This is a genomic window from Burkholderia sp. AU4i (assembly GCF_000466765.1).
GTDB lineage: Bacteria > Pseudomonadota > Gammaproteobacteria > Burkholderiales > Burkholderiaceae > Burkholderia > Burkholderia cepacia.
Map to the genome: position 1 here is coordinate 58,162 of NZ_ASSI01000060.1, position 26,728 is coordinate 84,889.

Sequence of the window (26,728 nt, forward strand, 5' to 3'; positions counted from 1 at the left end):
CTTATGCGGCATATCGAACCTCTTCCAAAGCGGGACTCATCTGGAAGCCTTCGAACTGCTCGAAGTGCGTTGCGGAACCACGGATGTACTGCAACATCTTTTCGGCCATTGCCCAACGCCGGCCCAAGCGTTCGGCCGCCAGCGCTGTCTTCCCAGTTCCGCCGAACGTATCGACCACGAGATCGCCGGGTTCCGTCAGGAAGCGGATAAAGAAGTCGGGCACGCGGGTCGGCATCATCGCCCCATGCAACGGGAGTCCGAGCTCGTTCGCTCGCCGGCGATATGCGCGCGTGTCCGCGCAGCCGGTACCGATCTCAATGACGTTGGTCGGCAGGCGCCCTTCGGTTAGCGTGCCGTACTGCCCGGGCCGATGAACCTGCGAGCCGTCTCCATACGACGCCGAGTGCTGGATGCCGCCGCTCGTCATCAGCTTGATGTGCCGGTCTGTGTGCGGCAGCAACACGCGCCGATTGTTCGATCGGACCTTCTCCGGGTCGTTGCAAAACCAGTAGCAGAACTCGTAACCGGTTCGAAGCTGGATCGGATGTTTGCACGCCCACTGTGTGGGACCCGGTGCCTTCCCAGACTTCCAGATCACGCGATCCATGAGAACAAGACCGAGACGATCTTCGAGCGCGCAAACGAGGCGTTCGAGATACGTCGAGCGTGCAGGCTTGCCTTGCACGAACGAGTCGTTCGACAGATTGATGACCAGTGAAGCACCCGCCGCCATATGCAGCATGAGGGGGCCGAGCGCGGAGCAGATGAAGTCGATGTATTCCTGCAGTGTCGCCGGATTCCCGTATGCTCGTGGCTTGGCCAGAAGAAACGGCGGCGACGTGAAAATCAGGTGGATCGGCTCGTCGAGCCCGGCAAACGCATCCCGGCAATCACCGAAGATCGCGACGCCCAGTTTGGTCGAAAACGCGATGAGACGAACCGCACGTCCAGCCTCGTCCATCTTGCGACCGGCCGACGCGGTCAGTTGCCAGATGCCGCGCTTGCCTGCGACCCGCTCGATGACTCCCATGCGCTTGAGGTCCTGCTGTCGCCAGCGCAGCACATGCGCGAGCGTCAGATACTCCTTGCCGTCCCGGCCGATTACCCCCTTCTTCTGGAGCTCGCCAGGGTCGATGTTCGCGCGCTCGGCCACCGCCTGGTAGAACTCGGCGTTCGTCAGCCGTCCGTTGGGGGCGTCGGCGTAAGCACTCGCGGCGTGAGAGAAGAGGTCCAGTTGCATCGCTTGAAATCACTCGAGGGAAAGACGCACGTCTTGGCGTCGACAACCTCAGCATGCCCGGGTCATGGCGTATTTCTAGGTCTTCTGATAACGGGGCGCTTTACCCCGCAACACGCCGATTGGGCCAGAAATTCCTATCTGGAACCACTTCGAAATAGTGCGTATTCGCCGGTCCTTTCCCTCGTAAAGAGAAGATCCAGCGAAACGGAAATTGGGGTTTGATTGTTTCCCGGCGCGAAGCAATGAGGGTGTCTGCCCCGCGTCAGTTTCGCGTGACGACGCCGGCGGCAGGGTTCTGATTGAGTGCGACGTTCGCCGCAATGAGGATGCGCCGCGCCATGTCAGGATTTACGCGACCCGCACCCAGTTCGGCAATCAACGCCTGCATCATGGCCACCATCTGTGCCTCGCTCGGGCGAATCGCATCCGCCGCGCGCAGCACATCACCGTTGACGTCCACGACAGGAAGCAGCGCGAGCCGTTGGTACTTGAGTACTTCCGCACTTCGGTCGCCCGTCGGATCGAGCTTGACGGTTACCTCTCCGTCTTCGGCAACGGTTAGCACGGTACCGAGTCGACCACGCGAAGCGTTCAACGCAGATCGCGGCCTGAAAGTCATGTCCATCCTGACGCGCACACGGCAGCCGGCATCGAGCGTAATGGCCTCCGACAACAAATCGGGAACCAGCACTCGCTCGATGGCCGCGACCGAGGCAGCGTGCTCCGGGGCGCCGCCGCGCCGCATCCGCTTCCGGTTGCTCGAGCTGACCTCTTCGTAGAGATTGAGCAACGCCGCAGTCAGCGCATCATATGGGCTGACGTGCGAGGGCTGTGCTGCTGCCTCCGAGCGGGACACGCGGGCCGGGGGCTTTTCGCGACCGGCCAGGACCGGCCCGCACGAGGCGCTGCCCGCCGCGGCGTCCTTGTCGCTCAGTTCAAACAGCACCGTCACCATCCTCCGAAGTCTCCTCGCCGCCCGCATCCGTGTGCTGCACGTCATCGACCTCACCTGGCCGGAGAATCGCAGGCTTGCCATGACGGTTTTTTGCGATCGCGCTTTTGAACAGCAAGGCCGCCTCGGCCAGCATCACCGCTGACTGGCTTTCATTGTGCTGTACGACGGCATCGATGATACGCGATGCGTCGCACAATCCGTCGATTCGCGCTCGCATTCGAAGATGAGCCTCCTCCTCCAGCAGGTCGAGGAAGGTACGGAACATCTCGACGTCCTGCTCCTGCACTTCGAGACCTTCGTCTGGCGCAACCTTGTCAAGCGTCTTGCGAATCACACGCGCCAGGAGAACGTCACTGTACGAAGCCGCGTCGGTTCCATGCGTCGCAAACTCGCGCGGTGTCCACTCGTAATCGCACACGCGGCAACGGTGCGTCTTGTGCGGGCCCGGCTCACAACCCGGCGAATCGACGTGCCACGCCATGCACGCTGGGCATCGCAGCGACATGACGACCGTGGTCTGCGAGCTTTCGCTCTCATCGACGGCACGCAGCACGTCGTGCTTCAGCTTGGGCGGTACGTTGACGCGGCGATCACCGACTTCGACCGAGATCCGGTATTCATCGACCCGCCGAATCACTCCACGCGTGCCGGCTTCGACGCCACTGAAATATGCCCTGAACTCGACGCGCATGCCCTTCCGGAACGCATCGTCGCCTTGGCCCGGCTCGCTCTCGGGACGGCGCCGCCCTTTCAGATGATTTCTATCGCTCACTGGCTTCTCCCGATTCTTTACGATTGTTGGCGGTGATCCTAGCCAGCAACCGTTTGTCGTATTCCTTTTGGTCGATGGGCCGCAATCCCATCAGCAAACCAGGGTCTATCGCATCCTTGCAGATGCATAGCATGCACACTTCGTCTCCAACCCCCTCGTAAGCTGCAGCACCATACGTGACCGTCCCGCACTTGCAGCACGGCACCAGCCGCACTGACGAGCAAATAGCATCGAAATCGTCAACTGTCGCATCACCAAGCCTCACGGACGAGCGGAACACCTTCATCTCGCCAAGGTCGAGTGTGACCGCAACATGAAGCGGCCAACCCAGGGCCGCCCATGTCGGCGTATGCACGCGAGCCGTCAATGTTCGATCCTCAATCTTGAAGACCTTTTTATGCGCCGAGGAGATCGGCTGACGCCGTGTAGCACCCTGCTCTCGGCTACTGTCTGCGGCTGGCCTGACAGGGTGCTGGCGTTCGGGGGCAAACTGAATGTCCATGCGTCGATTCTGAAGCGGCCGTGCGTGAAAACAAGGGCTTCCAGACAGTTTTGGATGCCGCCATCCTCAAAAAAAAGGCCCGCCGTCCCATACGAAGGGATGGCGGGCGTGACTCGCAAACTGACTTGACTGAACTCGTGAGCCACCACGCGAAAGCGTGGCGCTTCGTCGGCGGTTAGCCGAACAACCAGATTTCGGACTGGCGCCGGCCGATTTCCTTCAACTGCTGGATGAACTCGGACTCCATTTCCGTTTGTGTCTGGATGATGCCCTGCAACCGCGTGAGCAGCTCGGACACGACGCCACCTACGTGCGTACTGACAGGGAGATCAGCGACTTCGGGATCCAGATCCTTCCAGGTCGCCATATCTACACGATCGCGCACCAGCGGCTCGGATGACGCACCGCAAGGCCGTGACTGATCACCACTCGAATACAGTCCGCCGGTATCGGCAAACTCATTCGCAGGACGATCGGATTCCGCATTGGATTCGCCCGATCCTTCAACCTGGAAACCCTTGGCTTGGAGAGCTTGCTTGTGCCCAGCAACCTCGTCACCGGTCGGATAGTTCCATCGAAGCTGATGGCGAACACAACTCGCCAGTAGCGATCGCACCGAATCGGGAACCTCTGTCAACTCGGGATTGGATTGCTTGAGCACCGCCGCGGCGGCCTGCAGACTTGTTTCGACAACCGAATCGACGCGAGCAGCCTCGACACAAGAGGGAGCCTTGTCGATGCACTCGTTTTGAGGATAGTCACCAACGTTGCCGGTCAGCCAGAGATACATGGCGCCCTCGTCCTCCCCGGACAAAAGCGAATCGCCTGTGGTGACTTCGGGAAAGCCGAGCATGACTTGCTGCCAAAACGCACCAGCAGCCTGTTCTGCAACCGCGCGGAATGCGGCAGTAACGTCCGTTCCGAAGCCGTTCTTCACGTGGGTCATTTTCTTGCTCCTAAGGTGTCGTGGAGCAAGAGCCCATGCCGGGCTGCGAGCCCCACATGGGTTGAATTGAAAGTTACCGGCAAGCGGTAAAGTAGACAGTGCCCTCCGCAGAGGCCACATAGGCTGGATTCGGTCCAGCTACCGTTGGATCAGCAGTCACTATAGCACGAGTTAAATTCCTGACAGGAAGTATACTGACAGACTCGCTTTTGATCCTTGGGGCGGCGCTGAAGGGTCCGGTTGACAAGGCTTCAGCGCCTTTCTCATGCGTCCGGCCACCCGACTCGGGCCGTCCGCTCGACCTGCTGTCGGAGCACCACGCTCGTGCAGTTCAGCGCCACGGGTGCGCGTTTTCCCACATGTATTCAAAGTCGGATTCGTAATACGCAGCGACCTCTCGGTTGTGCCAGTCTGCGCGTGCGTTCTCGTGGCTGTACTTCTCGGCGCGGACCGTATAATTCAGCGAGCCCGTTTCCGCGGTGTCGCGGTCGGCGATCGTGTACTTGTCGTGCATGAGCGGCGCGTCGTCGACATAGCGCACTTTCGCGCCGGCCTGCGCCAACGGACCGGCTATCGACTTCGGATTGTTGAGGTTTTCCTTCGCGTCGACCACGATGCGCACGTTCACACCGCGCCGAATCGCCGCAAGCACCGCGTTCTCGTAGCGCTTGTTCGTGAACTCGTAGGCCGCGACATCCAGAGTGCTGGTGGAACTGTTGATCACGTCGATCACGACGTCCATTGCACCGCGGTTCGGCGAGAAGCCGAGCTCTACCGTACCGGCCGCCTGGTACATCACGGCGCGATGATGGGGCGCATTGCGCGCCGCCTGGTCCTCGTTCCCGTTATCGTCGCCACTACGGCCGTAGCCGGTCTTGCGGACGCCGCCGTGCTCATGCGAATACGGCCTCCTGTATTCGTGGCCATCGTTCGGGCCGAACTTACTGGCCGCCTGCGAAGACGTGTCGGAGTGGTGCCAGACGCCAATGTCCTCGAGCGCCGAGTCGAGCAGGCCAGCGTGGGCAAACATCGGCGCGGTAGCCACGGCGAGATAGACGAGCACTTTTTTCATGGATGGTCCTTTGGGTTTCCCCCGGTTGATGCGTGAATCGTACTGCCCGACCAATCTGATTCTAGGGGGCGTGTCGCGCCTTCTATGTACTTCCTATCCGGAAACGATTTTCGCACGGCAGCCACTACTCGTTGGCTCCTTCATCAATCCTCCCGGGAAAATTCGATGTTTGTGCACAACGTCCCGTTCGAAATAAGTGACTGTAGAGGTGGATTGCGATTTCTCCGGCGCTAGAATCAATTCGCGCGGGCATTTCGCCCGACCGCATCTCAACGACAGGAGAACCCTCCAGAATGGCAACCGCAAAAAAAGTCGCGAAGAAGACATCCGTGGCAACCAACGGGGCGAAGCCCGCCGCGAAACCGGCCGGCCCGGTGAAGGAAAAGTTCACGAAGGCATCGCTCGCAGCGTACGTCGCACAACAGGCCGGAGTCGAGCCGAAGGTCGCGAAAGTGACACTCGCGGCGCTTGAGGCGACCATCCTCGGCACCGTGCACAAGAAGGGCGCCGGCGAATTCACCTTGTCCGGTCTGTTGAAGATTACGGTCCAGCAGGTTCCGGCGAAAAAGAAACGTTTCGGCAAGGATCCGTTCACGGGTGAAGAACGCTGGTTCCCGGCCAAGCCAGCGACCGTGCGGATCAAGGCTCGCGCGCTCAAGAAGCTGAAGGACGCGGCCGCCTGACCGCTTCTCCGTCGCAAAAAAAAGCCCGCCGCATCCGAATCGGATGGGCGGGCTTCGATCGATCAGGCAGCTTCGCCGAACAGGTTCATCTGGAGATCCCAGATATCGTTCTTCTCGTCGTTCAGCAGCGCATCGTGCTCCTTGTCGCTGATCGCGTTCCGGATGAGGTGATCATCCAGTTCGCGAGGCGTCAGGTTCAGCCGCTCTGCCAAGCGGGCGAAGTACTGCCCACGCTTGGCCATCTCCTGATAGCGTTGAGCCATTCCAGCCGGCAGCTTGAGAATCCCTTCATTCAGCCAGAAGCGGGCTGAATACATTGCAGGGTACACCTGGCTCTCCAGCATGAAACGGGTATCAAACGTACAGGTCACAAACGCACAAGCCTCTTCCGCGTCGACCTCCATCTGATCGCATTCCTCGAAATACGCGACGCGCTCACCATTGGTGGTCACGGCGTACGAGGAAACACGGTCGGGATGGAGATAGCGATTCCACTGCTCGGCCAGGTAGTCCCGAAGACCGTCTACCGGCGCCTCAGCATCGTACTTCCCCACCCGGTACCATCCGTGAAGCGGGATTGGTACCTTGTGCTTCGTTTCGACGACCGGGACATAATAGCGACGCCCGAGCGTGTACACGTCGTGCCAGACAGAGAGGGCCGGAAATGCATGCGGCGCGTAGTGATGCATCGACAGGAAGAAGTCGACCGCCACGATCTGCTGCGGCGTCACGAACTGGAACTGCACCTCGCACAGCTCACGATTGCTTTCAGTATCTTCGATTACGCCTTCGGCAAGATTGGCCTGATGCTGCTCGGCACGTTCCTGTTCCAGCACATCGAGCGTCAATAGATACTTCAGCAAATCTACTCGGTGCTGGTACGAATACACGTCGGGTTGCACCCTCGTATAGCCGGCCGCACTGATCTTGCGACCAACCAGTTCGCGCTTCGACATGTCCCATTGCGTTGCAAGCAGATAGTTCCGGAACCGATTGAGCCCAGCCAGATGCGCGTGCTCGGTTTCCTGGATCATCGACTCCATCGACTTGTCCCGCTCGCCTGTCACGCAACAGAACGCACAGCCGAATCGACTGCCGCACGCCGACTTGTTTCCCCCATCGCCGATCGTCACGCCACAGGTACCTTCGTTACCGGCCCGGTAGAGATCGATCATGCGCTGAATCGTGCGAATCGACAGTGGCGAGGCAAACGGAATGAAACGCACATCCGAAAACATCGACACCATGTCCCACACGTCTGAGAGATCCCAGTCGGCGATGCACGAGAGAGTCAGGTAACCATCCTTATGCCGCGTTGCTTCCAGATGGGATTCCTGACGCTGAGACATCAGCGCCGATCGAACAGGGCTCTCGGAAAAGCGCGTACCCAACAGCACAATGGTTTCGCGGTATCCGAATCCAGCGGCTTCGCGCTCAAGCAATGCACGAAGACGACCGAGTGGGACCAATTTCCAATCGGAGGCGCACGCGCGTGCAGTCTTGCTTTCTCCGCTCGCCTTGTCCTTCTTTATGCCATTCTCCGGTGTGCGGATCAGCGTTCCCCGACCGATGTGAGAAACGACGAACTGCGCGCTGAGCGAAGGTTTTGCGACATGAACCTCTACGTCCAGCTCGTGGTCCTCGCAGAACGCACTCATTTCTTCGAGTGCGATGTGAAGGTGGTTGGACAGCGACGGGTTCTCGATCTGCGTATCCGACGTCGCGATGTAGTGCCGGGCTTGCGGAACGCCGGCCATCTTCGAACGGCGCACAGCCTCAATCATAAGCAGTGCGACGCAAGTCGAGTCCTTCCCACCGCTATAACCGCACTGCAATACGTGACCTGCTGCGATCTTCTGCATTAGGATCGCGATGACGATTTCCATCTTCGCGAGTATTTCGTCAAACATGGTGTTCTCCGGTAGATGCGAGAGAACACTCCCCTGCGGAAGTGTTTCCCGCAGGGATAGATGAATGATCGAGGCCGTGAAACCGGTGACCTTCGATGTCTGGTTGCAGCGATCAGAAACCTTCTGCCGCCCCCAGATTCCAGTAGCTACTTGCGAACGACATCGCCGTATCCTCCACCGCCGAACGCTCGCGACCGAGCGGCTCGCCGGCGGACCGGAAATAGAAGTCCAGCAACTCGCGCAAACGTGCCTTCGTGCGTGCGCCCGACAGCGCGAACGCCTCGAGAGCGCAACGGATGTACAGCGGGAACGTCGTTTGAGAAACAGTCATGCTAATGCTCCTGAGAGATGCGAGGAGCAATCCCCTCGCGGAGACTGCAACCCGCGTGGGTAAAAACGGTTACTTGTCGATGCCGAACGCTGATGCGTCCTTCTCCCGCATGGGATGCACGTAGAAGTAACCAACTGGGGAAAATCTGGCTGCCAGCGGCAACCGGTCAGAACGACCAACGATGACGGCCATGATCCGGGCGGATCGGCCATTGGCTAGGTGACGGTCTAGCTACCGGATCAAGGATCAGGTCATAGTGTACCGCAGATTTCCAGCTAGGAAGCAACCGGTATTGTCAAGCTCACGCGCGTCCCGGTTGGGCTTTGGACAGGATTTCGTTCATCCGTGCCCCCATCACCTCGGCTAGCACCTCGGCATCGCTGGCAGCATCCAGCGGGTCGCGTTCGAGCAGCGCCCGGAGCGCGCTCTTCAGCCAGTACGACGTGCTGGGTGAGTCGAGAAGCTGCTGGATTTTCTCGGCAGTATTCATGATGGGCGATGGATTGGATTGAGGGGTGATACCTGGGCGCTATACAGCGGCGCCCAGGCATCTGACCGACTCAAGCCGGTCGAAATTACTCTACGTTACTTCGTTGCGCGTATCGCGCGATCATGTGTCGGGCCCGGCCCGGCGTGAAGTCACCCGACCACTCCAGGCCGGATTCCCGGACTTTGTCTCTAACGCGTTTCTTGAACGACTCACCGCGCTCCTGGACATGCATCGCGCAATGCTCGTCTTCAACCGCAAGGGCGAAAGCAAGATCGCGGACAGCGCGGTCCAGCAGAAACTTCAGCTTGCGCTGATTGTCGAACCGCTTGCCGATCACAGCCGCGGCCACCGCAGCGATCACAGCCGATGTCAGGGTGAAAAACCCCCCGATGATCGCAGCCTGAACCGCCGCATCTTGCAACTGAACATGCATTTTGCTACTCCTCGTCGAAATGAGGAGAAGCGCACTCCCGAAGGGAATACGCCCCTCCGGGTAAAAGAACTGACGTCTCGTGCCAACGGCGTCACACTACGGATCGCGGAATCAGGTGCCCTACTGACGGTTGGTGTTGTAGTGTGCTTCACGCATCGCGCGCTGCTCACGCTCCTTCTTTGCCATGTGGCGACCGACCGCGCAACCTGCCATCGCACCGAGAATCGCGTGGTGACCGGCGACGTGGCCAACCACCGCGCCAGCGACCGCGCCCTTCATGCAGCCTTCGGCATGTACGACCGTCATGGGCACGCTCAGAGCGAACGCGATTGCCAGAGCCTTCCCGAACTTTGCTTGCTTCATCACTTTCCTCTCAAAGAAAAAGTTGCTCACATGGCTTGCGAACGCGTTCGACTCTACTCATGTCGAGCGCTCCCGCAAGCCCCTGCGTTTCGTGGTTACCAGTCGTACGCCGTCAGTCCATCCACATCTGAGCCCTCGGCGTCGAGCTGAATCCAGCTGAAACTGCGTTCCCGCGCCCATGCCCACAAGGCCCGAAGATCCGGGGGCACCGGGTAGCCCTGGCTCGCGAACTCCTCAGCTGCCCCATCGGATGGGACGGACAGGAAGAAACCGAACTGGTATTCCCCGCAGTAGCACCAAGGGTTGTTGTCACCCTGGGACTGCAGGAGATCGTTCGTTTCGCGCATGATGTGGTTCGTCGCGATTCTCGGGCAGACGTTGAGATCCGAGAATGCAATCTCCGACTGATCGTACAGGATTTCCGCTGCAGCGATCGCGCTCTTCCTTGCCGGAAGACCGAGATCTCCGGAAGCGCCGACGTGACCCTGCACCTGATCCTTCGACATGGTGATCAGTGACCGCAGCAGTTCGCGGGAAATCAAAACGGGGTTGGACATGTTCTGCTCCTGGGTAAGGCGGAGCAGACGGCCCGCAGGGCAGAATGCCCCGCGAGGGATAACGCCGGACCGGCGTGAAGAAAGCCATTCCTGGCCTGTTAGGCTGAGTGCGGCCAGCTACCGGATCAAGGATCGGCTTTGAGTATAGCCGAATTTCCTGACAGGAACTATCAGGCCGAGGCCCCCGTCGTCTCACGTACGCAATCTGCAAGCATCAGGATCAGATCTGCATCGCTCGGCGTCCCCCCCGGCCCTTCGCGCAATGTGGGAACCTCCCGCGCATAGACATTGCGCAATGCGTCAATGCTGACTGCCCAGCTCCGCTTCTGATCGCCTAGGCGAGCGCCCTCTAGCGCCCGCCTGCAGTTCCCTTCGATGCACTCGGCAATTTCGAATGCCGTGAGCACGAGGTGCTTACGCTCCCCTTGTGCATCGGATTGAACAGCGCAAGCGAGATGATCCAGCTTTTCGATTGTCAGCGCCTGCGCCCAGACCAACCTGAACAGCACCTCCATGTCCGGATTGGCTCCTGGCGACGGAAAGGTCGAAACCGAATCGATATCCGCCATCAGCTTTCGCACGAAATCACCGTCCGGCAATGACCACCGGCCATTGGCTCGTAGAGTCCCCCCAATCCATTCGAGATTCTCGCTTGTCATCTCGATGGACTGGCGGAGGCTGCGTCGCACCTCTGCGGCATGGTCTAACGCAAGCATGCCCCCGGCATCGTGCTCCAGCCAGTCAGCCACCTTGACCCCCGTACTGAGCATGGCCATCAGCCGCTCATGCCCATATATCGCGCTCGCATTGATAGCCTTGAGAATCTGCGCCTGGCTCTGGAACAGACGAAGCGCGATCGTGGTGACATCCATGAATGGTCCTTACCGGGCGTTACCCGAAACAGAATTTCGATTGATTCGCCGTGCTACCTGCATCAATTCCCGCTGCGACACGGCGATCGCGCCGTTTGAAATGGCTGTGGCCCGCTGCGGCTCGGTGATGTCGTAGTGCGGATGTCTTGCGCCCGCGTGATACCAGCACCGATTTATCCCGACAGCCTGCGCGAACCCATGCAGTTCATCGACCGAATCCGCAGACAGATGAAAGCGCGGCTTCCCCTTCCACACGATTGCCGCATCGTCGACGTACACGGCCATCAGATCTCTCCCTGTCAGGTCCCGCGCCGCCATCGACGACTGCGGCCGAAGCCTCAGAGTGTAGAGGGATCAACTCCCCTGAGCCTTCCCGAAACAGGCGCCAAGCGATAGTGCTTTCGCCCAGTACGGATCCTGGCGCACCAATAAAAACGCCCGCCTGACTCCCAAAAGGGAGCCGCGGCGGGCGTGGTACACACAAGCGTAGTTGTCAACTACCTCGTTAGACCGATGCGATCGATTCTTCGCGGACCGCACGGACACCGATCAGGTTGCCAGACGCGACCTCCAGGGCATACGCCTCGGTGATAGTTCCGTTCGCGTTGAAGCGAACATGGAACGTCACCTTGTGCAGGTCGGTGTCTTGGCCATCCTCCGGATACTCGAGATACGCGATCTTGGTGAAATCGGCGTCGTCGCCGGTTTCCCATAGATCGTGCCCATGCACAGAGACACCATCGCCGAAATCGTACTTCTCGAATTCGACTTGGGCGAGCTCGCGCTTTGCCTCACGATAACCCGCGAGGTACTCGACAACGCAGACCGGGTCTCCGGCCGGCGCGCTGGCTGGCAGTCCTGCCTTCGCATCGCGATAGCCATCGGTCGCGAACGTGCTGCGCTGGCTGACGCCGACAGGCACAGTCAGAATCGGCGCGGGCGTGGCTTCCACGGCCCGACCTGATTCTTCCGGCTGGTCAAACAACTGACCTTCCGGATCGCATTCGCGCCAGATACCGCCGAATGCATCCGGCAGACATTCATTGCCACGGATCGGGACGTACCAGACATCGTCCAGCGGCGCCGCCTCCGTCACTACCTCGCCACCACAGTAGTCGCAAACCACCTTGGCGATATCGGTCATGAAGCCGCTGAACGATTCGTGGCTATCCACCTCGCCCGAATCTCCGGTCAGCAGTTTCGTGACAATTTCCGCGAGTTGCTGCGGAGTAACTTGCTTGGACATATTCATGTGCTCCATAGATTTGTCGAAGCACGCCCCCGACGGGAGCGTGCCCCGTCAGGGTTAAGAAGATCAGTTTGCGCGAGCCGTGGCGCGCGATGCACGTTCGTCACACTCGGTTCGAATGCGATTGCGGGCCCACGCTTCCATTGCTCGCATGGCTTCGTCTCGCTTGCGGAAGGTTTCGCCAGTTTCGGCAAGCCATTTGCCTTTGCTGCGACGAAGAGCAATGAACTCGCGTCCGGTGCGATTGAAGAGGATCAATTTATCCTGCTCAGGGACGGGACGCCATACGAAATCAAGCGGATCGGGAAACACGTTGGGGTACGCGGCACTCACGCACACCTGCCCGGATGCAAGGCGAACCTCGACAAGGCCATTGCCCTGCATGTCCTTGACTGCACCACGGTGGCCGTTGCAGATAACACCCTGACCCGGCACGAAATGGAAAGGCCGGCCAATTGCGTATTCCGCTGCCGCCCACAGATCGAGATCCATGTCGGTGCCGGTATTCTCGCTTCTTCGCGGGAAAAGTTCTCCCAGCGAAAGCTCGAAGTGGTCGTAGTCGACACCCAGCTCGGCAAATTTCACGCCGCGCAAGTTGCCGTACGCGCCGCGAACCTGCACCTGGTACTCCCGCATGGTTTGCGACTGCGGTACCGCATGGCTGCTGAGAAACCACTTGCCGTTCACTTGATGCGCAAACGGCGATTTGACGATCGACATGACAAATGCTCCTGAAAAGTCGGAGCACGCCCCTCACGGGAACGTGCCCCGTGAGGGAAAGAAGCTGCTTACGCGGCCTCGAAGAACGACAGGCGGAACTGATCACCCGCCTGCGGACGCATGCGAGCTTCGGCCGCCTGCATCCAGTTGGTCATTTCTGACGACCGATGCTCCATCGAGTTAGAAATGCCATTCGCAAAAGCACGCCGACGGGCACCGTAGTCGTACGCCATGCTGTCGCAGGACGCCACGAAGGGATACATCTTCACGCGATCGAGCGCCGCGCCCTTCACGCCGAACAAGTGCAAAAATGTTCCCTTTGGCAGACGAGATTCCAGTCCGTCTAGAATTGCGAAGAGCCCGTGCTTCGGATGATGAAGATCACGCCGGCAGACCGAACCGAGCCCCATGAGAGCCGGAGGTGCGAGCCAGCCGTGGCGGTCCCACACTTCCATCGTCAGATCGAGGCTTCTTGCGTATTCCTCCGAAGACCAGCCCTGTATGACCGGGACCGGAGCGCGAAGATCATTCTCGACAGTACTCGCCGAACAGTCCCTCGCGTATTCCTGCTGCCATGCCTCGATGATCTGCAGTAGCGCCTCGAGCATGGTAGCCGTCGCCCGGATGCGCCAATCGGTATCGATGCCACCATTCGTTGCCTGGGGTTCGCAACAAAGGTCCATGGCACTGAACCAGCGCGGACGCAACAGATAGGCCAGCGTCAAGTACTGTGAGTACGACCAGGGATAGATACCCCCGACGCCGTTCTGCCGGCCCTTCGCTTTGAAGTTCATCATCGCGACGTAGCCCGCACTGTCTAGCGCGACATCCAGATCCTGCAACGGCGAGTACTGCGGGATGTCGAACTGCCCAGTCTGATGGTTGAAGAACGCGTTGGCGGAAACCATGACCGGATAACCGCTATTGAATGCGTGGATGGCGAGTTTGCCCCCGCGGTGCGGAATCCCTACTCGCATCTGCAGATCCTCTGGCGGCCATGCGTTGATCTGGTTGTCCGGAACAACACCCGTGGGACCGAGCAACCGGACTAGATCGAAGTCACTTTTCATGTGGTGCTCCTGATGAAGGGAGCACATCCCATAGGGATACGCGTCCCTGTGGGGTGAATGAAAAAAGACATGACGAATCCGCGCACCGACTGGTGCTGAACTCGCAAAACGTGCTGAATAGCCCCGCCGGCGTACCGGAGAGGAGCCCTGTGCAGGCGTGAAGATGGCACTGGGACGTGCCTGGCTGGGTAACGGACCAGCTACCGGCTGGAAAGCTGGTGAGAATTATAGCGGAAATTTGACCACGCAATTCCTGCTGGGAAGCAAACTCGATGAGGGCACTCAAGTCCGCATAACCTGGTCAGCCAGCGTCGTCGGTGTTTCCGCGGACAACGTGCGCGACCCCGAAAATTCCTTATCGGAAACCGCCGGTCAGTTGAAGAGTTCTTCCTGCTCTGTGGGCATCGACGACGGGGGCTGATTGTCCTCGGTGGCGACCGTAGCGGCTACCTTCGCCCTGCCCCCCACCTTCGCGAGGTAGCGCTCGACCAGGCGCATCACGTTGCTCATGTCGTCGTCGACGCGTTCGACGCCAAGATGCGGATCGACAATCTGGCGAGCCTCGCTCGCCTTTATCCCGAGCACGTCCATGATCGGAGGATCGCTGCCTTCTTCGGATACCAGGAAGAAAGCGGTAACCGGATCCTCCTGTCCTTCCCGATCAAGCCGCCAGATAACCTGCTGGTGGATACCCGGTGACCAGTCGAGTTCGCCGAAGACCACGACGGAGCAGCGATGCTGCAGATCGTCGACGCCGGCGCCGGAGCGCAGGGACATGATCATCACGTCGGTGTCGCCCGACATGAATCGATCCTTCTCGGCATTCTTCTTCCCGGCTGTCTCGCTGCCGGTGTACTATTGGCGAACATCAAAGTGTGCGGGAAATAACGGCTGCGATGTAACGTCCACCGCCACAATCAGCGCCGCGGAAAAAACAAAGTCCGCTGGAATTTCTCGCGAGCCACGCTAAGCGTCAGATTTCCCGTACACAAAGTCTGCGGCCTCCGGCGCAGGCGGGCATTCCAGCAGCACAGAATAAAAGCGTCGAATCATGAACTCGGCGCAGCGCACAATCTCGCCGTCGCGTTCTAGCATTACAACCGGCAGCACACTCATAGCGCGCTGAAGTACCGCTCGCAACGGGAGTTCAGGCGCAGGACCGATTCATCAACTCAAGTGTGAGGCGGTGTTCGGAGACGTAGGGCAAATTCGAATAGCGATACGACCCAGCGAGAAAACTGCCTCGCACAGGAAAGTCATGCCAGGCCCGATTGGGGGCGACGCGTTAATTAATTGCAGTTAATCAAACATTATCTGCATATTCTGCATCCAGACAACGCAGACATTCTTTCCCAGATGAGCAACAAGAAAGTCCAGCGGCTCCTGCGGGAAAGCCGGCGTGGCCACCCTATTGACTCCGATATGCTCGGGGACATGGGGGGTAAGCGCCGCGCTGGCGCATATGGTCAAGTCTGGCTGGCTGCAGCGGCTCTCGCAGGGGGTCTACCTTTTGACCGGCGACACGCCATCCAGAGACGGCACGATCACGGTGATCATCCGCGGCATCTGTAAGGTCCACCGCCTAGCGATCCTGGTGCCCAGTGTCTTTCGAACCGACATGCGGGCTTCCCTTATCGGGAGTCATCTGAAAGCCAGTTTGCGATGCGAGCCTTCTGTGCCGCAGTCAGTCTCTTGCGAGAAAACCCGCCCAGCTCGGAAAACTGCGCCACTGAGACAACTCGCTCTTCGGCCAATCGTTCAAGCCAGTAGTCAATCAGGCGGTCAATGAATACAATCCTCCCCTCAGCCAATGTCGACAGGTGTCGCTTTATCGCAACATCATGGCATCCTGGCAATCGACCGTTCAGTTCGGCACGCGCAACAGCAACTAGCGCTTTTCGCGTGACATGCTCTGGTGGAAGTCTGCCCGCAATAAGTTTGCGAGCGTCATCAAGTCTCGCGAAGATTTCCAAGAGGTGCCCATCGCCACGCCGCCTCGAATCCCTATGTCGAGAATTGAAAAGCAAGAACCATTGCCTGTCGTAAGTTTGCAACTTTAGCCACAGGTTGGGTTCAAGCTTGCGAGCAACGGTCAATCTGCGCTCTGTCGGCGCTGATTCGACACAAGCACGCCATTTCGCCCGAAGGGAGGCTCGGCAGGACTTGGAAAGCTGGGATGCTCCCGGTAAAACTTCCTGCTTCCAGAACCACGCAATGTCTTTCTTGATTCCGATTTCTCGTCCGGCCGCTGGCGCATTCATCCCTCCGCTAACGAGCTCTCTAAAAGCCGCTTTATACCGACGCCCATATCCAACCGTCTGCCGATCGATAACGTTCCCGTCGCCGTCAACTCTCAAGCTTACCGACACACCGCACGTGCAATCTGTAACGTATCGCCCGCTCGCCTTTACAAACCGCAACTCGCTGAATTTGTCTGCGTCACGGTGCAGCTTTCCCGAGCAAATCAGATGTTCATTCAATGTAGCCGAGTGCGCTTCGACCCGCGGACGGAAAGTTCCTTCACCAGACGCTAGATACGCCAGCATGGACTGGAAAGCTATGGATTTGAACGGGTGACGAATCGATGCGCATTGAAACGACGGAAGTAATATCCGGACCATGTCATCGTCGTCAAAACCAGTTATCCAACAAAACTAAGTGCCAAAGTAACTGGCACGTGCCTCGCTTAAAGCATTGTGCCGAACATCACCTCCTTTCGAAAGAAAACCAGCCTCTTTCAGCATCTCTCGATATGGGAATCTCCCGAGGTTTAAATCAGCCGCGACAAGCACGTGCGCACTGCGCCTAGCGACGTCGGCCATCGCTTGCAATTCAAGCGGCTTCAGTCCTTCAAGCGTTGTCCCATCATTCCGGGACGCCAATGTTGCCAGGCTACCTGAATGAGAAAAATCCATCGTTTCCGTACCGACTACCACACGCAGCAGCCGGGTATGCTTCGGGCAAACATATACACCCGGCAATTGTTGATCAACGCGATAGTACAGTTCGACTGCGGTCTCACGACACTCGGCCACACATTCATCGCAATATCGCAGCCCCTTTATTTCCTTTCTCGTCATCTCGGGCCCGCGAATCCCCGTCGGCGTGCCAACGTACCGCGACAGCATCTTTTTCATAGTCGCCTCACGCGCATCTTCGTTTGCCAACGCCATGAGATAGTTATAAGGAGTATGTTGGCGAGCAATCTTCTCCCCATCCAGACCTATGTATTCTGACGTCTCCTCTGAAAAATATTGAAGCCCTACGGGAAGAATTTTAATCGCTCTGCAAGGCGAACCGAACAGAATGGGCAAGATAGTATTTAACGCTCGCAATCCCACTTCGTCTGCGTACCGACTAATATTGCTAAAAATTGTCTCGCCCTCAAGAAAAGGCTTCAAAGCCACCGCCATGACATCCTCCTTCTCGGACACGAGCGACAATCTTCAAATTTTCAACATAGCTTGCCAGGTTTCCCTCGCCCCCGATCCGTGTAGTGTTTAGGTGCGAGTATTTGCACGATCTCCATAATGATGCCCGGTGCTCCATTGACCTAGACGACGCAAATAGTCTCCGCGACACTCCGTATGAGCCTTGAGGAAGCTGCTGCAGGTCGGCAGCTTGAAAAGCTGATTTCTCGTGCCTTGAGGAACACCGGATAGCATCAAGATACTGATTTTGCTTACCCATCTCGGAGGCTCTGTTGCTCTGAGCGTCTCCCATGCTTTCCTCATTGAAATCACATACGCAGCATCACGAGCTGACCAGTTGATACGTCTCGATCTGGTCGTGCACTGATTCAGGCAACTCTGCTGCACCCACTTTCGGTCATGTTGCAGAAGTCGTCGGTAAAGTGGTCGATGCCGCTTCCTGCACACCGCGGCAACAGAGCCTGGCGTGCCGGCGAGGGCAATCATCCATTCAGTCCGCCACGCTCGAATATCGTCATATGAAGCGCAGTCTTCCCCGGCCGGAGTGTGCGACGTCAAACGCCTTGCGGTCATGATGCTGACACCTAGTCGCTCTGCGACTGTCCGATGAGATTCGCCCAGTTCGAGTAGCGCTCTGGCTTCGCTGCGATATGACTCCCCATAGCTAGAAATGCGACGCACGGCCGCGTGCCGATCTCGTACGTCAAACGTAAATTTCGTTCCGCAGACACACACAGCCCGTCCCGTTCTGAGGTCTGCGTCGAATTGAACGCGCCCTTCGAAGCTAGAATCCGCATGCTTGCCGAACCTAGCCGGGCATCGCACGACTACACTGTTCAATGCACTGCGTTCTGTCCGCTCCGCGGACTGAAGGAATACCTCCAGGAGCACATGAGCAACTGTAGGCGGAACGGCTTGCCCCGCACACACCAGTGGAACTACCCAATCGCGCGTTTTTTGCCCCTCGCGAAACAGCCCGACCCACCCGAGGTAGCTGGCTCCATAAAACTCGACCAAATCTTGAGAGAGCCGGTTGATATGTACAGATGCACCTCTCCACGAATAGCCCAGCGCCCTGAGCCGCTCCCTGTACATATCCTGTCTTTGAAAAAAACCAGCCTCACCGACGCGTCCGCGCAATATCTCCTCCGAAAACTCGGCGACTCGAACGAGGCGCCTCATCGTCTCGACGTCAGGCACATCAATATCGATCGACCGCCCTCCCTCGAAATAGTCATTGAAATGTTTCGCTTCGTCGAAGGGCGAACTCGCCGCGACTCGAGATATCAACAGGGGGACCTGATGACGGGCGCAATATGCGACACCGGGCAGTTGTTGTGACCTTCGAAAAAATGGACGATAGCCCGCCGCCACATCATCCGATGCACACTTACGGCAGTACCGGAAAGCGTCCAGCCGGTTGAACCTCCCGAAGCCCAGACCTCTTCTGTTCCTCACCCCTGCGACCCGGCTTTTCATCGCTGAGCGCACCTCTTCCGCCACCTTCGCCGAGCAACTTGCCGTGTGATAGGGATAGTTTGTGTGGCAGCGCGTAATCTCGTCGGAGCTCAGTCGCCAATAGTCGGCGGTCTCCTCCGCAAGCCTGTCCAGTCCGCCAGCCATATCGAACAGGGAAGTGGCACAATAGCCCAGCACACGACGCAAAAAGGCGTCCCGGTGCGCAACGCGTTCGTCGCTGACATACTCCGCAAAGACACTGACGAGAAGCTCATCTTCTCGTGGCCTTCTCAATGCGATAGCCATAGCCGCCTCTCCGATCGACAAGGGGTACTGAGATCAGGTAGATAAACACTGCTCCCGACGTCCGTCCCCCCACCACCCTCAGCCAATAACCGATGATTCCTCATCCGACGTGCTGGACGACTTGCGTGACAACGTTGAAGACTTCGTGCCGTAGTACTTGACGCAAACTTCGTGGATTAATTGTTCGCGAGATGCATTCGGGTGGTGTTTTTGCACAAGCGCAGTCATCGACGATGCCGTCTCCCTGGGAATGCCGATAAGCATCAGGGACGAAACTGCATCGAGGCTAGTCTCCAACCTGTCATGTCGAATTGACTCATCGTAGAACAGGTTATGCTGCATTTCTGTCTTCATCTCGGCAACGACATCTTTCAACGTATCGCCCAACACATCGTCATATTTCATCATTGCCACTTTCTTGCCCGAGCGAATGGCGCGTATGATCGGTTTCAGGGAAGACATTTTCTCGTCAAACACCCGCACAAACATGCGTGCCGAGAGGCGTTCCTCGCCGGACGCAATGGCTGCATATTGCGCAAGCTGGAACAGCGGAACTGCCAATCCCGCGAGCCCCTGAGTCAGTCCCCACAGGCATTTTCGCTCGGCTGCGGATAGCGGCGCCGCTTTAGATAGCCATTGATATTTCGACAGCTCCTTACAGAACCGATCCCAATCCCGCTCATTGGTAATCCCCTTCCAATTGATTACCCCCCCGCTGCTTGCTCGCCGCGCCAATCGTAGTGTCCGACGGAAAAGACGCTCCGCGCGGGGTGTCCCTGCGACAAGGACCGGAACCTGAACAACGTTTGTGAAGTTGACGAAGAAATCGAAGAGCGGGTCGTGCGATGCCACTGCATAGAGTGCGTTCTGGATTTCGTCGAGTACGATCAGTCCCGTAAAATGTCTTCGCGCAACGCGATGGACCTTGTTGGCGAAATCGGCAACCGTTGCGCGACTGCCAACTTCTTTCTCATAGTGCGTTCCGAGAAGGTCATCGTAGGTTGCGAGCAGAAGCCGGAGCGTGTCCTTCAGGCTGGCGCTTCTTGGACAGTCAATCTTGATACGGACGACCTGCGTGATGCCGTATCTCGAGTGGTGAATAACCTTCGGCAGAAGCCTGAGCGCAGAATGCAGAACGGTAGTTTTTCCTGAGCCGGATATACCAAAGAGCCCTGCGCAGTACGCATGGCTTCTCTCGTGGGGATAGACTGCCGTCAGTTGGCCGTCCGCCGAGACTCCATAACGTTCCTTGATCCCGTCAATTCCATTATTATGAATAGACTGCTGAGAGTAGTGCTGCCTGATGAGTAAATGCACCGTTGAAACCACTTCAACCTGAGACGGCAACCCCACGATCAAATTTCCCAACCGCGCAACCGCATTTGTCCGGTACTCTTTTGACCTGCACCTCTCCTCCTCAGAGAATGGTATTGGAACGCTCAACTCGCGGACGATATCTTCGATGCGCCAGTATGGCCCTAGCGCAGAGATCAAGGGGTTGCTCGCATGCTCAGGAAGTAGATCACCCTCATAGTATTGAGCCTCGACTGCTTCGATACATTGCTTTACCGGCTGAGGCTTCACCTGAACCTCGTTCACGTTTGCTTCGGTACGCTTTACCATGGCAACCTCCGTTAAAGGCATGTTGATGCGACATCGCCATAAACCGTCCAATCAAAAATATTCAGAGACTACCGGCCGCCCCTCCTTTAATAAAATCGGACATCTTCTCAACGACATAGCGAATGCATACAGCGCGATTATTTCGAATCAAGCCAGGACGCGCCGCGCTCGCTCATGCATCGCTCCAAACAGCAACGTCCATTTCGGCTGCAACTTCAAGCACTTCGTCTACGAGTCAAACCTTATCGAACAGGTCGCGCATGCCAGCCTCAATCTGCTCTGAAATAGCCCCGAAATCCGAGCTATCTCTACCTTCCGACGAGTCAGTGGTGTCGGCGCCTGCACTCTGAGGATCAATGCCACGATGATCCTCCGCCTGAGGGCGCGCCGAACGGGTAAGGCCCCCAGTCACACGCCGGAATGGCTTGCTACGCTTTTCGACTATTGAGCTATTACGATCCTTGCCACTCATGACGGCATCTGCTTGTCGAATGCCCACCGCGCCTAATGCAGGGTCCTGTGCTCCGCTACGTTCGCCCATCTCACGTTCAGTTCGCTCATCCGCGCGTTCACGTAACGTTTCGTTATCCAGATTATTTATATCTGGATGCCTGAGGCCGGCGGCTTCCAATGCCGCTTTCGTCTGCTTCACCGACTGTTTGGCTGTAGCTGCGATGTTGTATTCGGTTATCGCGAGACTCTTCTGCACTTCGGCTTCGTGGCACCCAATGTTCGCTGCATTGACAGATCGATAGACTTCAAGTTCGTGGTAAGTTAATCCTGCCACCCAGTCTGGCTCAGATTCTTGCAGAGAGCATGCGATCGGCTCCCCAAGACCGAGCAGGTGGATATTGCTGACGTCGGAGGAATCGGGAGTGACGTCAACGACCGTTTCCTTCCCCTCCGCGCGAAACATGGCCTGCCTCTCTATCAAGGACAGGGGGCACGCGTACATGACGCGCTTGAACTTAATGCCGTTGGCTACGATGACCGCCTTCTCGGGGGCTATGACCTTCGAGCGGAACTCCGCGACATCGACCTTACGCCCACGCCCGTTGACTTTAATACCGTATTTCCAGAGGTTCAGTGGGGTCGCCGCTTCGCCCGCTTCGACCATCTCGGGCGGAGTCGGATAGCCTGTCACCGCTCGGCTGTTGTAACTAAGTATCGCCATCACCACAATCAGAAGCAGTTGCCTGATGTCCAGCGCCGCGTCGAGAGCCGGGTGTACCCGGCCTCTTTCAAACGAGTCTTTTTCGACTGCGCCCGGAACCAAAGACATCCACGTCGCCGGCAGAACGTGAAATCGCACTTCCATGACACCACGCAGGTCGGGTCGATACGCAGCCGGATTCAATATCTCCACCCGATAGTCTCGATGGAGTGGCTGCGCCTTGTGCACGCTACTGATCTCACCCTGGTCACCATACAGTTCCTCGCAGAGGATCTCCGAAGGCCACTGGCCTTCTGTGATGTCGAGTCCGAGCCTTTTACAGAACTCGACCTTGGAACTAATAGCGTTGACGAGAGCCATCATTGCCCCGTTCCAGCACGGAGGGTCAAACGTCAGATGCACGCCCACAATCATGCGGGAATAGTCGTCGACAACCAGATACAACGTCGGCCTGCGAAGCGCGATGCTGCGCATGATGCGAGAAACGGGATATACGTCGATGATCGTCGCATCAATATGGAATCGTTGACCGGGTCCCCGCGTGTCCGAGAGTCGACCAGTCAGCGGCCGCTCATGCAGCAGATAGCGTCGGATTCCCACCTTGCGCACCCGACGGTCCTTGTACGAATAATTTTGCGCAATGTAGTACTGCAGTTGCCTTGGCGTTATGCAGGCCCCTTCGACAAACTCCATGTCCACCAGCCTGCCGTCTGCATCAAAGACTTTTCGACGCGCAAACAAGGTCATGACCCAACGGACTGACGCCGCCATCGTCTTAGACGCTCGAGGCCCCCTCCTGTACTCAGCAGTAAAATGGTAGTCGGCTGCTATTGCCAGTATCTTTCGAGTCTCCACATTACGTGGGGGACCGCTCAAGCTTTTGTCGCGTGACTTCCGGCCGGGTTTCGATTCGAAGTTCTTTACTTGTCCCTTCCCTCCACATCGGTCATAGTCGTCCCCGGCGGCGGCAGGCGTCATACCGCGCTGCCAGAAGCGCCGCAACACGCGTCGTACCGTAGCCTCAGAATATTGATACATCGCGATAAAACGGTGAATCCGCTTCGCGCGAGTCGACCGCTCAAGCAACGCCTCATACTCATCACCATGGAGCGACGGCTCTGGTGGCAGCTCGCCGTCGGTATGTCTGTCGAACGTAAGCAACCGTCGGATGAGTACCCACCCCCGATACCTCTCAGGTTCCTCGACGCATTCGAGGCTTTCCTTCGACCGCCGGTTCGGGACGTATGTCGCGGCTCGACGCCGCTCCGCAACGCTCACTGGCAACTTCGAAATGATGTCAAGTGCATCGTCGTCTTCGACGTTGAACGACAGTCGTCTGAGCACCTCGTCGGTTTTCAGTTTGAATGGGCTAGCACGATGCCTACTTTCCGGCTTCCCATGCTCGATATCAATCAGGTGCGTCCATCTCTGTCCATCGCCCGTTTTCAAGACGATATAAATCGTGTCTCCATTGCGCTCCTTCAGTACATCTCCCATTGCAATGGACGACGGACAGGTCGCCTTTTTCAGCATAGCAACCTCCTTTTCAATCTATCTATTCCGCATTACTTTGGATTACTGCACATTTACAATCGAACGTTCACACGCAAATCTTTAACAATGACGAGCACGGGATTTTTCGATTCAAGGTCAAAACTGACAATTCTCTTTGCCGCCAGTTGACGAAACGCTTGCGCACAGGCACCGCTCTGCAGTGAAAACTGGCGTTCTACCGCCTCGCAGGCGTCGACAACACGAGCGTCTATACACTTTCGCAGACGTCGCAATAGCTCCCGTTGCGCGGTCTCTTCGGTTTCCGACAGTTCCCGCCCCAGCATGTCATTCTCGGCTTTCAGTAACCAGCCGAGATTCTTGTGTCGTGCTGCATGCATCCCATGGGCTTTGAAGATCTCAAACCGCGCCCCCTCACCTAGCCAATATTGCTCTTCTATTTTTTGCTTGGGCGTCTTGTCAGTCGTACCGAACCTCTCTGAGGATTTGACCGAAATAGCACGCTTGTAGAGCCGACCGTTCCGTTCACCTATCGCTACAAGGTCCGTGCTGAGTACAACTGGATCGCCCGTATCCGGATACCGCGGATGATCCACGCCGGCACGCGCAGCTGCCCGCAATGTCTTTTCTGGCTCAAGCATTACCTGATCGTATACGGTCAATATGCGTCGATCCCACCAGAGCTCAAGGAAACAAGCCTTCTCTCCATCCGATAGCAGATGAATTGCTCGCAGGCCGGTTTTCGAAGAAGTCAATCGCGTTTTCATACCGACGCCCGGCATATCCCGCGTCCCAATCCAGCGCTCGTGCCTCCCCTCCCTCTTCGCAGTCTCCTGCTCCTTCAATTTGCGCTCCATCGTGGTCCGACGCATGCGAACGGTTCTGCTAGTCATGACCAGCCTCCTTCATATCATTCGGCGACGGCCAGACTTCCATTAGCCGCGGCCCGACAGCAGCGGGCCGTGCCGTCGACCTTCACGCAATCGACTTGTTTCGTCCTCGCGCCGAATGAGCTCAACGTTGAAACCGTGGATCGTGGGACTGCAATTTGTCACGGCTGCGCAAGCAGCCCGTCACATTCCGTGCCGTAACGGGCAGACCCAACTACCACTTCCTCTCTGCAAGAAGGCGGCTGATCGCAAAGGGATTGCGGTAGGCCGCAGCGAAACGCGCCGCACATTCATCGAGCCGGCATCGCTTCGATTTCGGCCTCTTGTCAGGCACTGTGCCGTCGGCGACGTCGATCTGCGTAAATGATTCGATGTGCTTTCGATACGCGTATGTGGTCAGCGCCGGCGTGTGGACAGTGGGAAACCGCCGCGGAGTTGCACCAATTTCCTTTACGGAAGAGGAGCACTGCCCTTCCCGAACCACTGTGATACCAAGGATGCGGAGATGAAACGTCAGCAATTGAGCATCGCTATATATGTACATCGCCGGCCGGAGATCCTTCAGCTCCTCCAACCAGATGTCGTAGACGGCTCGATGCCAGCCCATCAACAGCACCGGCTCGCCGGCCGCTACCATGAGGCGCACAAACTGCGCGACGGATTTCGCCTTGGAAACGCCAGTAGCCTGCCTGACCATCATGTCCAGTTCGCGCGCAGCCTGACCGCGCTCGACGAATGCGCCTGTCGTTGCACGGATCGCGAGGCGCCGTGCCATTTCTTCGATCGACTCCACCGCTTTCGCGTCGTAGTCGACGTACTCGACGATCCTGGATACCTTGGGCAGTTCCAGACCGACGTCCGACTTGAGGCGGCGCAGCATGACATGCTGTTCACGCAGATACGTGCCAAGCGCCTTCGGATCGGTGATGTGACCGTTGTTGTCGACCCACTCCCGGCAGAAATCCGCGTACGAGCCGAGAACCGTGTCGTCGATGAACTGCATGACGTTCCACATCTCGACGCCGTAGTTGTAGATTGGCGTAGCCGTCAGGCCGAGATGGTAGAGCGTGTGCTCGTATAGAACCTTTGCCGCGCCGCCCTTCGCCGTGCCCGTACCCGTGCGCAGGCTCTGCGGTTCGTCGATGACCATCGCGCGGAAGAAGTCCGTCGCGAAAATATCGGTCCAGCCGAGGATCTGGCTGATCCGGAAGATGTAGACGTCCGCCGGCGGAAGGTCGTAGGGCTTGGCCTGCTTGATGATGTGAACCTTCAGGTTCGTGAAGGCCTGGATCTTATCCCTCCACTGTTTCTGCATATGTGGGTCACAAACGACGGCCGCGGGTAGCGCCCCCGGTTCCGCGCACAGGAAGCCAGCAGCGGTATACGTTTTCCCGAGCCCCCCCTCATCTCCGAGCAACAGCCCGCGCCGTCGACGCAGCAACTGGATAGCCTGCTGCTGGTAGTGACGAATGACCTCGCCTTCGCGCAGACCAGGAATCGCCGGCGGGACATAATCCGGCAGGAGAATCCGCTCGAGTTCGGCTTGCTGGACGTCGAATAGCGCCTTGCCGGCCAACAGCGCGGCCTGATCCTCAACCGTCATATGCAACGGGTATCTGGCCAGGAACCACTCCAGATCCGCCGCGACCATCAGATCACGAGGCAATTCGAACGGGCCGGCCGACTGCTTAGGCACCCGGGGAAACAGCTGCTTGAAGCGGATGGCCACATGCGGCTCGAGACGTGAGACTTCCCACGCCTTGCCGTCCTTGACGAGCCGAAGTTCCCCGAACGTCCGCCGCATCAGATCCACCCGCGGCTCAATGAAGCCGCATAGACAGGCTTGCCGTTGATCTCAGCGGGCAATCCCATTGCGATATTCGATGCGAGGACAATCGCGGTCACGTCCGGACTTTCAGCGTACCGTGAGATCTGCTTGAAGATGTCGATCTTCCGCGCCTTGTTGCGCATCTTGCATTCCACGGCGATGCCACCAGCAATCAGGAAATCGAGAATGTCCTTGGGCGAAATGCGCTTCTCCCGCTCGAACGTCACCCCCGCTGCCTTGAAGGCGCTTTCGACACCCTCCTGCAGGTGCTTTTCCGTCGAGAGGTCGAACCGATGCCCGTGCAGCAGACGCACGATCTGCTCTGGGGTATGAGTCGGGGC

At 57.9% G+C, this 26,728-nt stretch carries 26 protein-coding genes and 1 pseudogene; 2 read left to right on the top strand and 25 right to left on the bottom strand.

Annotation, left to right across the window (positions count from 1 at the left end):
- Position 1: 1 nt before the first annotated feature.
- The 6 genes from L810_RS13280 to L810_RS13305 form a co-directional block, all read right to left on the bottom strand.
- Positions 2-1,240: a site-specific DNA-methyltransferase gene (locus L810_RS13280; RefSeq protein WP_021158865.1), complete on the bottom strand. Its 1,239-nt coding sequence runs from the start codon at positions 1,238-1,240 to the stop codon at positions 2-4.
- A 262-nt stretch (positions 1,241-1,502) separates the two neighbouring features.
- A complete protein-coding gene (locus L810_RS13285; protein WP_051392234.1) occupies positions 1,503-2,195 on the bottom strand; it encodes a hypothetical protein in 693 nt (230 codons plus the stop codon).
- A complete protein-coding gene (locus L810_RS13290) occupies positions 2,176-2,967 on the bottom strand; it encodes a hypothetical protein (RefSeq protein ID WP_021158867.1) in 792 nt (263 codons plus the stop codon). Before L810_RS13290 ends, L810_RS13285 begins: the two co-directional genes overlap by 20 nt.
- Entirely contained in the window at positions 2,957-3,469 is a 513-nt protein-coding gene (locus L810_RS13295; RefSeq protein WP_042974401.1) for a hypothetical protein, read from the bottom strand. The genes L810_RS13290 and L810_RS13295 overlap by 11 nt, the downstream gene beginning before the upstream one ends.
- Positions 3,470-3,644: 175 nt before the next feature.
- Entirely contained in the window at positions 3,645-4,415 is a 771-nt protein-coding gene (locus tag L810_RS13300) for a hypothetical protein (RefSeq protein ID WP_042974403.1), read from the bottom strand.
- Between the two features lie 331 nt (positions 4,416-4,746).
- Positions 4,747-5,487, bottom strand: coding sequence for a phospholipase D-like domain-containing protein (locus tag L810_RS13305; RefSeq protein WP_021158870.1), 741 nt, complete (start codon positions 5,485-5,487; stop codon positions 4,747-4,749).
- Positions 5,488-5,780: 293 nt separating this feature from the next.
- On the opposite strand from L810_RS13305, the gene L810_RS13310 reads away from it, so the two are divergent.
- Positions 5,781-6,170, top strand: coding sequence for an HU family DNA-binding protein (locus tag L810_RS13310; protein WP_021158871.1), 390 nt, complete (start codon positions 5,781-5,783; stop codon positions 6,168-6,170).
- 62 nt (positions 6,171-6,232) lie between these two features.
- On the opposite strand, the gene L810_RS13315 is transcribed toward L810_RS13310, so the two are convergent.
- From L810_RS13315 to L810_RS13375, 12 genes are all read right to left on the bottom strand, one after another.
- Positions 6,233-8,080, bottom strand: coding sequence for a hypothetical protein (locus L810_RS13315; RefSeq protein ID WP_021158872.1), 1,848 nt, complete (start codon positions 8,078-8,080; stop codon positions 6,233-6,235).
- A gap of 112 nt (positions 8,081-8,192) precedes the next feature.
- On the bottom strand, positions 8,193-8,411 hold the full coding sequence (locus L810_RS13320; RefSeq protein WP_021158873.1) for a hypothetical protein: 219 nt from the start codon (positions 8,409-8,411) through the stop codon (positions 8,193-8,195).
- A gap of 301 nt (positions 8,412-8,712) precedes the next feature.
- Complete coding sequence (locus tag L810_RS13325; protein WP_021158875.1) at positions 8,713-8,901, bottom strand: hypothetical protein; 189 nt, start codon at positions 8,899-8,901, stop codon at positions 8,713-8,715.
- A gap of 85 nt (positions 8,902-8,986) precedes the next feature.
- Complete coding sequence (locus L810_RS13330) at positions 8,987-9,334, bottom strand: hypothetical protein (RefSeq protein ID WP_042974409.1); 348 nt, start codon at positions 9,332-9,334, stop codon at positions 8,987-8,989.
- A 120-nt stretch (positions 9,335-9,454) separates the two neighbouring features.
- On the bottom strand, positions 9,455-9,697 hold the full coding sequence (locus L810_RS13335; RefSeq protein ID WP_042974672.1) for a hypothetical protein: 243 nt from the start codon (positions 9,695-9,697) through the stop codon (positions 9,455-9,457).
- A 95-nt stretch (positions 9,698-9,792) separates the two neighbouring features.
- Positions 9,793-10,254 carry a DUF5983 family protein gene (locus L810_RS13340; RefSeq protein ID WP_021158877.1) on the bottom strand — a complete coding sequence of 154 codons (462 nt, stop codon included), beginning with the start codon at positions 10,252-10,254 and terminating at the stop codon, positions 9,793-9,795.
- Positions 10,255-10,424: 170 nt separating this feature from the next.
- On the bottom strand, positions 10,425-11,126 hold the full coding sequence (locus L810_RS13345; RefSeq protein WP_042974412.1) for a hypothetical protein: 702 nt from the start codon (positions 11,124-11,126) through the stop codon (positions 10,425-10,427).
- Between the two features lie 9 nt (positions 11,127-11,135).
- Positions 11,136-11,411, bottom strand: a complete 276-nt coding sequence (locus L810_RS13350; protein ID WP_021158878.1) for a DUF4031 domain-containing protein — start codon at positions 11,409-11,411, stop codon at positions 11,136-11,138.
- A gap of 220 nt (positions 11,412-11,631) precedes the next feature.
- The gene (locus L810_RS49040; RefSeq protein WP_021158879.1) at positions 11,632-12,372 is read right to left on the bottom strand and encodes a hypothetical protein; all 741 of its coding nucleotides are present in this window, start codon (positions 12,370-12,372) and stop codon (positions 11,632-11,634) included.
- 69 nt (positions 12,373-12,441) lie between these two features.
- Positions 12,442-13,095, bottom strand: a complete 654-nt coding sequence (locus L810_RS13365) for a hypothetical protein (RefSeq protein ID WP_021158880.1) — start codon at positions 13,093-13,095, stop codon at positions 12,442-12,444.
- Positions 13,096-13,163: 68 nt separating this feature from the next.
- On the bottom strand, positions 13,164-14,165 hold the full coding sequence (locus L810_RS13370; RefSeq protein WP_051392262.1) for a deazapurine DNA modification protein DpdA family protein: 1,002 nt from the start codon (positions 14,163-14,165) through the stop codon (positions 13,164-13,166).
- A 372-nt stretch (positions 14,166-14,537) separates the two neighbouring features.
- A complete protein-coding gene (locus L810_RS13375) occupies positions 14,538-14,969 on the bottom strand; it encodes a hypothetical protein (protein ID WP_021158882.1) in 432 nt (143 codons plus the stop codon).
- Between the two features lie 552 nt (positions 14,970-15,521).
- Between L810_RS13375 and L810_RS45105 the strand changes: the two are divergent.
- Positions 15,522-15,744, top strand: a pseudogene (locus L810_RS45105) (AbiEi antitoxin N-terminal domain-containing protein); the annotation flags it as partial.
- Between the two features lie 1,075 nt (positions 15,745-16,819).
- Here the strand turns inward: L810_RS45105 and L810_RS45110 are convergent.
- The 7 genes from L810_RS45110 to L810_RS13410 form a co-directional block, all read right to left on the bottom strand.
- The gene (locus tag L810_RS45110) at positions 16,820-17,599 is read right to left on the bottom strand and encodes a TniQ family protein (RefSeq protein ID WP_155836182.1); all 780 of its coding nucleotides are present in this window, start codon (positions 17,597-17,599) and stop codon (positions 16,820-16,822) included.
- 66 nt (positions 17,600-17,665) lie between these two features.
- A complete protein-coding gene (locus L810_RS49755) occupies positions 17,666-19,360 on the bottom strand; it encodes a TnsD family Tn7-like transposition protein (protein WP_021158883.1) in 1,695 nt (564 codons plus the stop codon).
- Between the two features lie 78 nt (positions 19,361-19,438).
- Positions 19,439-20,983, bottom strand: coding sequence for an ATP-binding protein (locus tag L810_RS13390; RefSeq protein ID WP_021158884.1), 1,545 nt, complete (start codon positions 20,981-20,983; stop codon positions 19,439-19,441).
- A gap of 235 nt (positions 20,984-21,218) precedes the next feature.
- Positions 21,219-23,690 carry a DDE-type integrase/transposase/recombinase gene (locus L810_RS13395; protein WP_021158885.1) on the bottom strand — a complete coding sequence of 824 codons (2,472 nt, stop codon included), beginning with the start codon at positions 23,688-23,690 and terminating at the stop codon, positions 21,219-21,221.
- A 53-nt stretch (positions 23,691-23,743) separates the two neighbouring features.
- Complete coding sequence (locus L810_RS13400) at positions 23,744-24,562, bottom strand: heteromeric transposase endonuclease subunit TnsA (protein ID WP_042974418.1); 819 nt, start codon at positions 24,560-24,562, stop codon at positions 23,744-23,746.
- A 211-nt stretch (positions 24,563-24,773) separates the two neighbouring features.
- A complete protein-coding gene (locus L810_RS13405; RefSeq protein ID WP_042974420.1) occupies positions 24,774-26,363 on the bottom strand; it encodes an SNF2-related protein in 1,590 nt (529 codons plus the stop codon).
- Positions 26,363-26,701: a hypothetical protein gene (locus L810_RS13410; protein ID WP_021158888.1), complete on the bottom strand. Its 339-nt coding sequence runs from the start codon at positions 26,699-26,701 to the stop codon at positions 26,363-26,365. The genes L810_RS13405 and L810_RS13410 overlap by 1 nt, the downstream gene beginning before the upstream one ends.
- Positions 26,702-26,728 lie beyond the last annotated feature (27 nt).

Coding starts and splice junctions, on each gene's coding strand:
- L810_RS13280 (WP_021158865.1), bottom strand. CDS start 1,240: ATGCAACTGGACCTCTTCTCTCACGCCGCGAGTGCTTACGCCGACGCC.
- L810_RS13285 (WP_051392234.1), bottom strand. CDS start 2,195: ATGGTGACGGTGCTGTTTGAACTGAGCGACAAGGACGCCGCGGCGGGC.
- L810_RS13295 (WP_042974401.1), bottom strand. CDS start 3,469: ATGGACATTCAGTTTGCCCCCGAACGCCAGCACCCTGTCAGGCCAGCC.
- L810_RS13300 (WP_042974403.1), bottom strand. CDS start 4,415: ATGACCCACGTGAAGAACGGCTTCGGAACGGACGTTACTGCCGCATTC.
- L810_RS13305 (WP_021158870.1), bottom strand. CDS start 5,487: ATGAAAAAAGTGCTCGTCTATCTCGCCGTGGCTACCGCGCCGATGTTT.
- L810_RS13310 (WP_021158871.1), top strand. CDS start 5,781: ATGGCAACCGCAAAAAAAGTCGCGAAGAAGACATCCGTGGCAACCAAC.
- L810_RS13315 (WP_021158872.1), bottom strand. CDS start 8,080: ATGTTTGACGAAATACTCGCGAAGATGGAAATCGTCATCGCGATCCTA.
- L810_RS13320 (WP_021158873.1), bottom strand. CDS start 8,411: ATGACTGTTTCTCAAACGACGTTCCCGCTGTACATCCGTTGCGCTCTC.
- L810_RS13325 (WP_021158875.1), bottom strand. CDS start 8,901: ATGAATACTGCCGAGAAAATCCAGCAGCTTCTCGACTCACCCAGCACG.
- L810_RS13330 (WP_042974409.1), bottom strand. CDS start 9,334: ATGCATGTTCAGTTGCAAGATGCGGCGGTTCAGGCTGCGATCATCGGG.
- L810_RS13335 (WP_042974672.1), bottom strand. CDS start 9,697: ATGAAGCAAGCAAAGTTCGGGAAGGCTCTGGCAATCGCGTTCGCTCTG.
- L810_RS13340 (WP_021158877.1), bottom strand. CDS start 10,254: ATGTCCAACCCCGTTTTGATTTCCCGCGAACTGCTGCGGTCACTGATC.
- L810_RS13345 (WP_042974412.1), bottom strand. CDS start 11,126: ATGGATGTCACCACGATCGCGCTTCGTCTGTTCCAGAGCCAGGCGCAG.
- L810_RS13350 (WP_021158878.1), bottom strand. CDS start 11,411: ATGGCCGTGTACGTCGACGATGCGGCAATCGTGTGGAAGGGGAAGCCG.
- L810_RS49040 (WP_021158879.1), bottom strand. CDS start 12,372: ATGTCCAAGCAAGTTACTCCGCAGCAACTCGCGGAAATTGTCACGAAA.
- L810_RS13365 (WP_021158880.1), bottom strand. CDS start 13,095: ATGTCGATCGTCAAATCGCCGTTTGCGCATCAAGTGAACGGCAAGTGG.
- L810_RS13370 (WP_051392262.1), bottom strand. CDS start 14,165: ATGAAAAGTGACTTCGATCTAGTCCGGTTGCTCGGTCCCACGGGTGTT.
- L810_RS13375 (WP_021158882.1), bottom strand. CDS start 14,969: ATGTCGGGCGACACCGACGTGATGATCATGTCCCTGCGCTCCGGCGCC.
- L810_RS49755 (WP_021158883.1), bottom strand. CDS start 19,360: ATGGCTATCGCATTGAGAAGGCCACGAGAAGATGAGCTTCTCGTCAGT.
- L810_RS13390 (WP_021158884.1), bottom strand. CDS start 20,983: ATGGTAAAGCGTACCGAAGCAAACGTGAACGAGGTTCAGGTGAAGCCT.
- L810_RS13395 (WP_021158885.1), bottom strand. CDS start 23,690: ATGCTGAAAAAGGCGACCTGTCCGTCGTCCATTGCAATGGGAGATGTA.
- L810_RS13400 (WP_042974418.1), bottom strand. CDS start 24,562: ATGACTAGCAGAACCGTTCGCATGCGTCGGACCACGATGGAGCGCAAA.
- L810_RS13405 (WP_042974420.1), bottom strand. CDS start 26,363: ATGCGGCGGACGTTCGGGGAACTTCGGCTCGTCAAGGACGGCAAGGCG.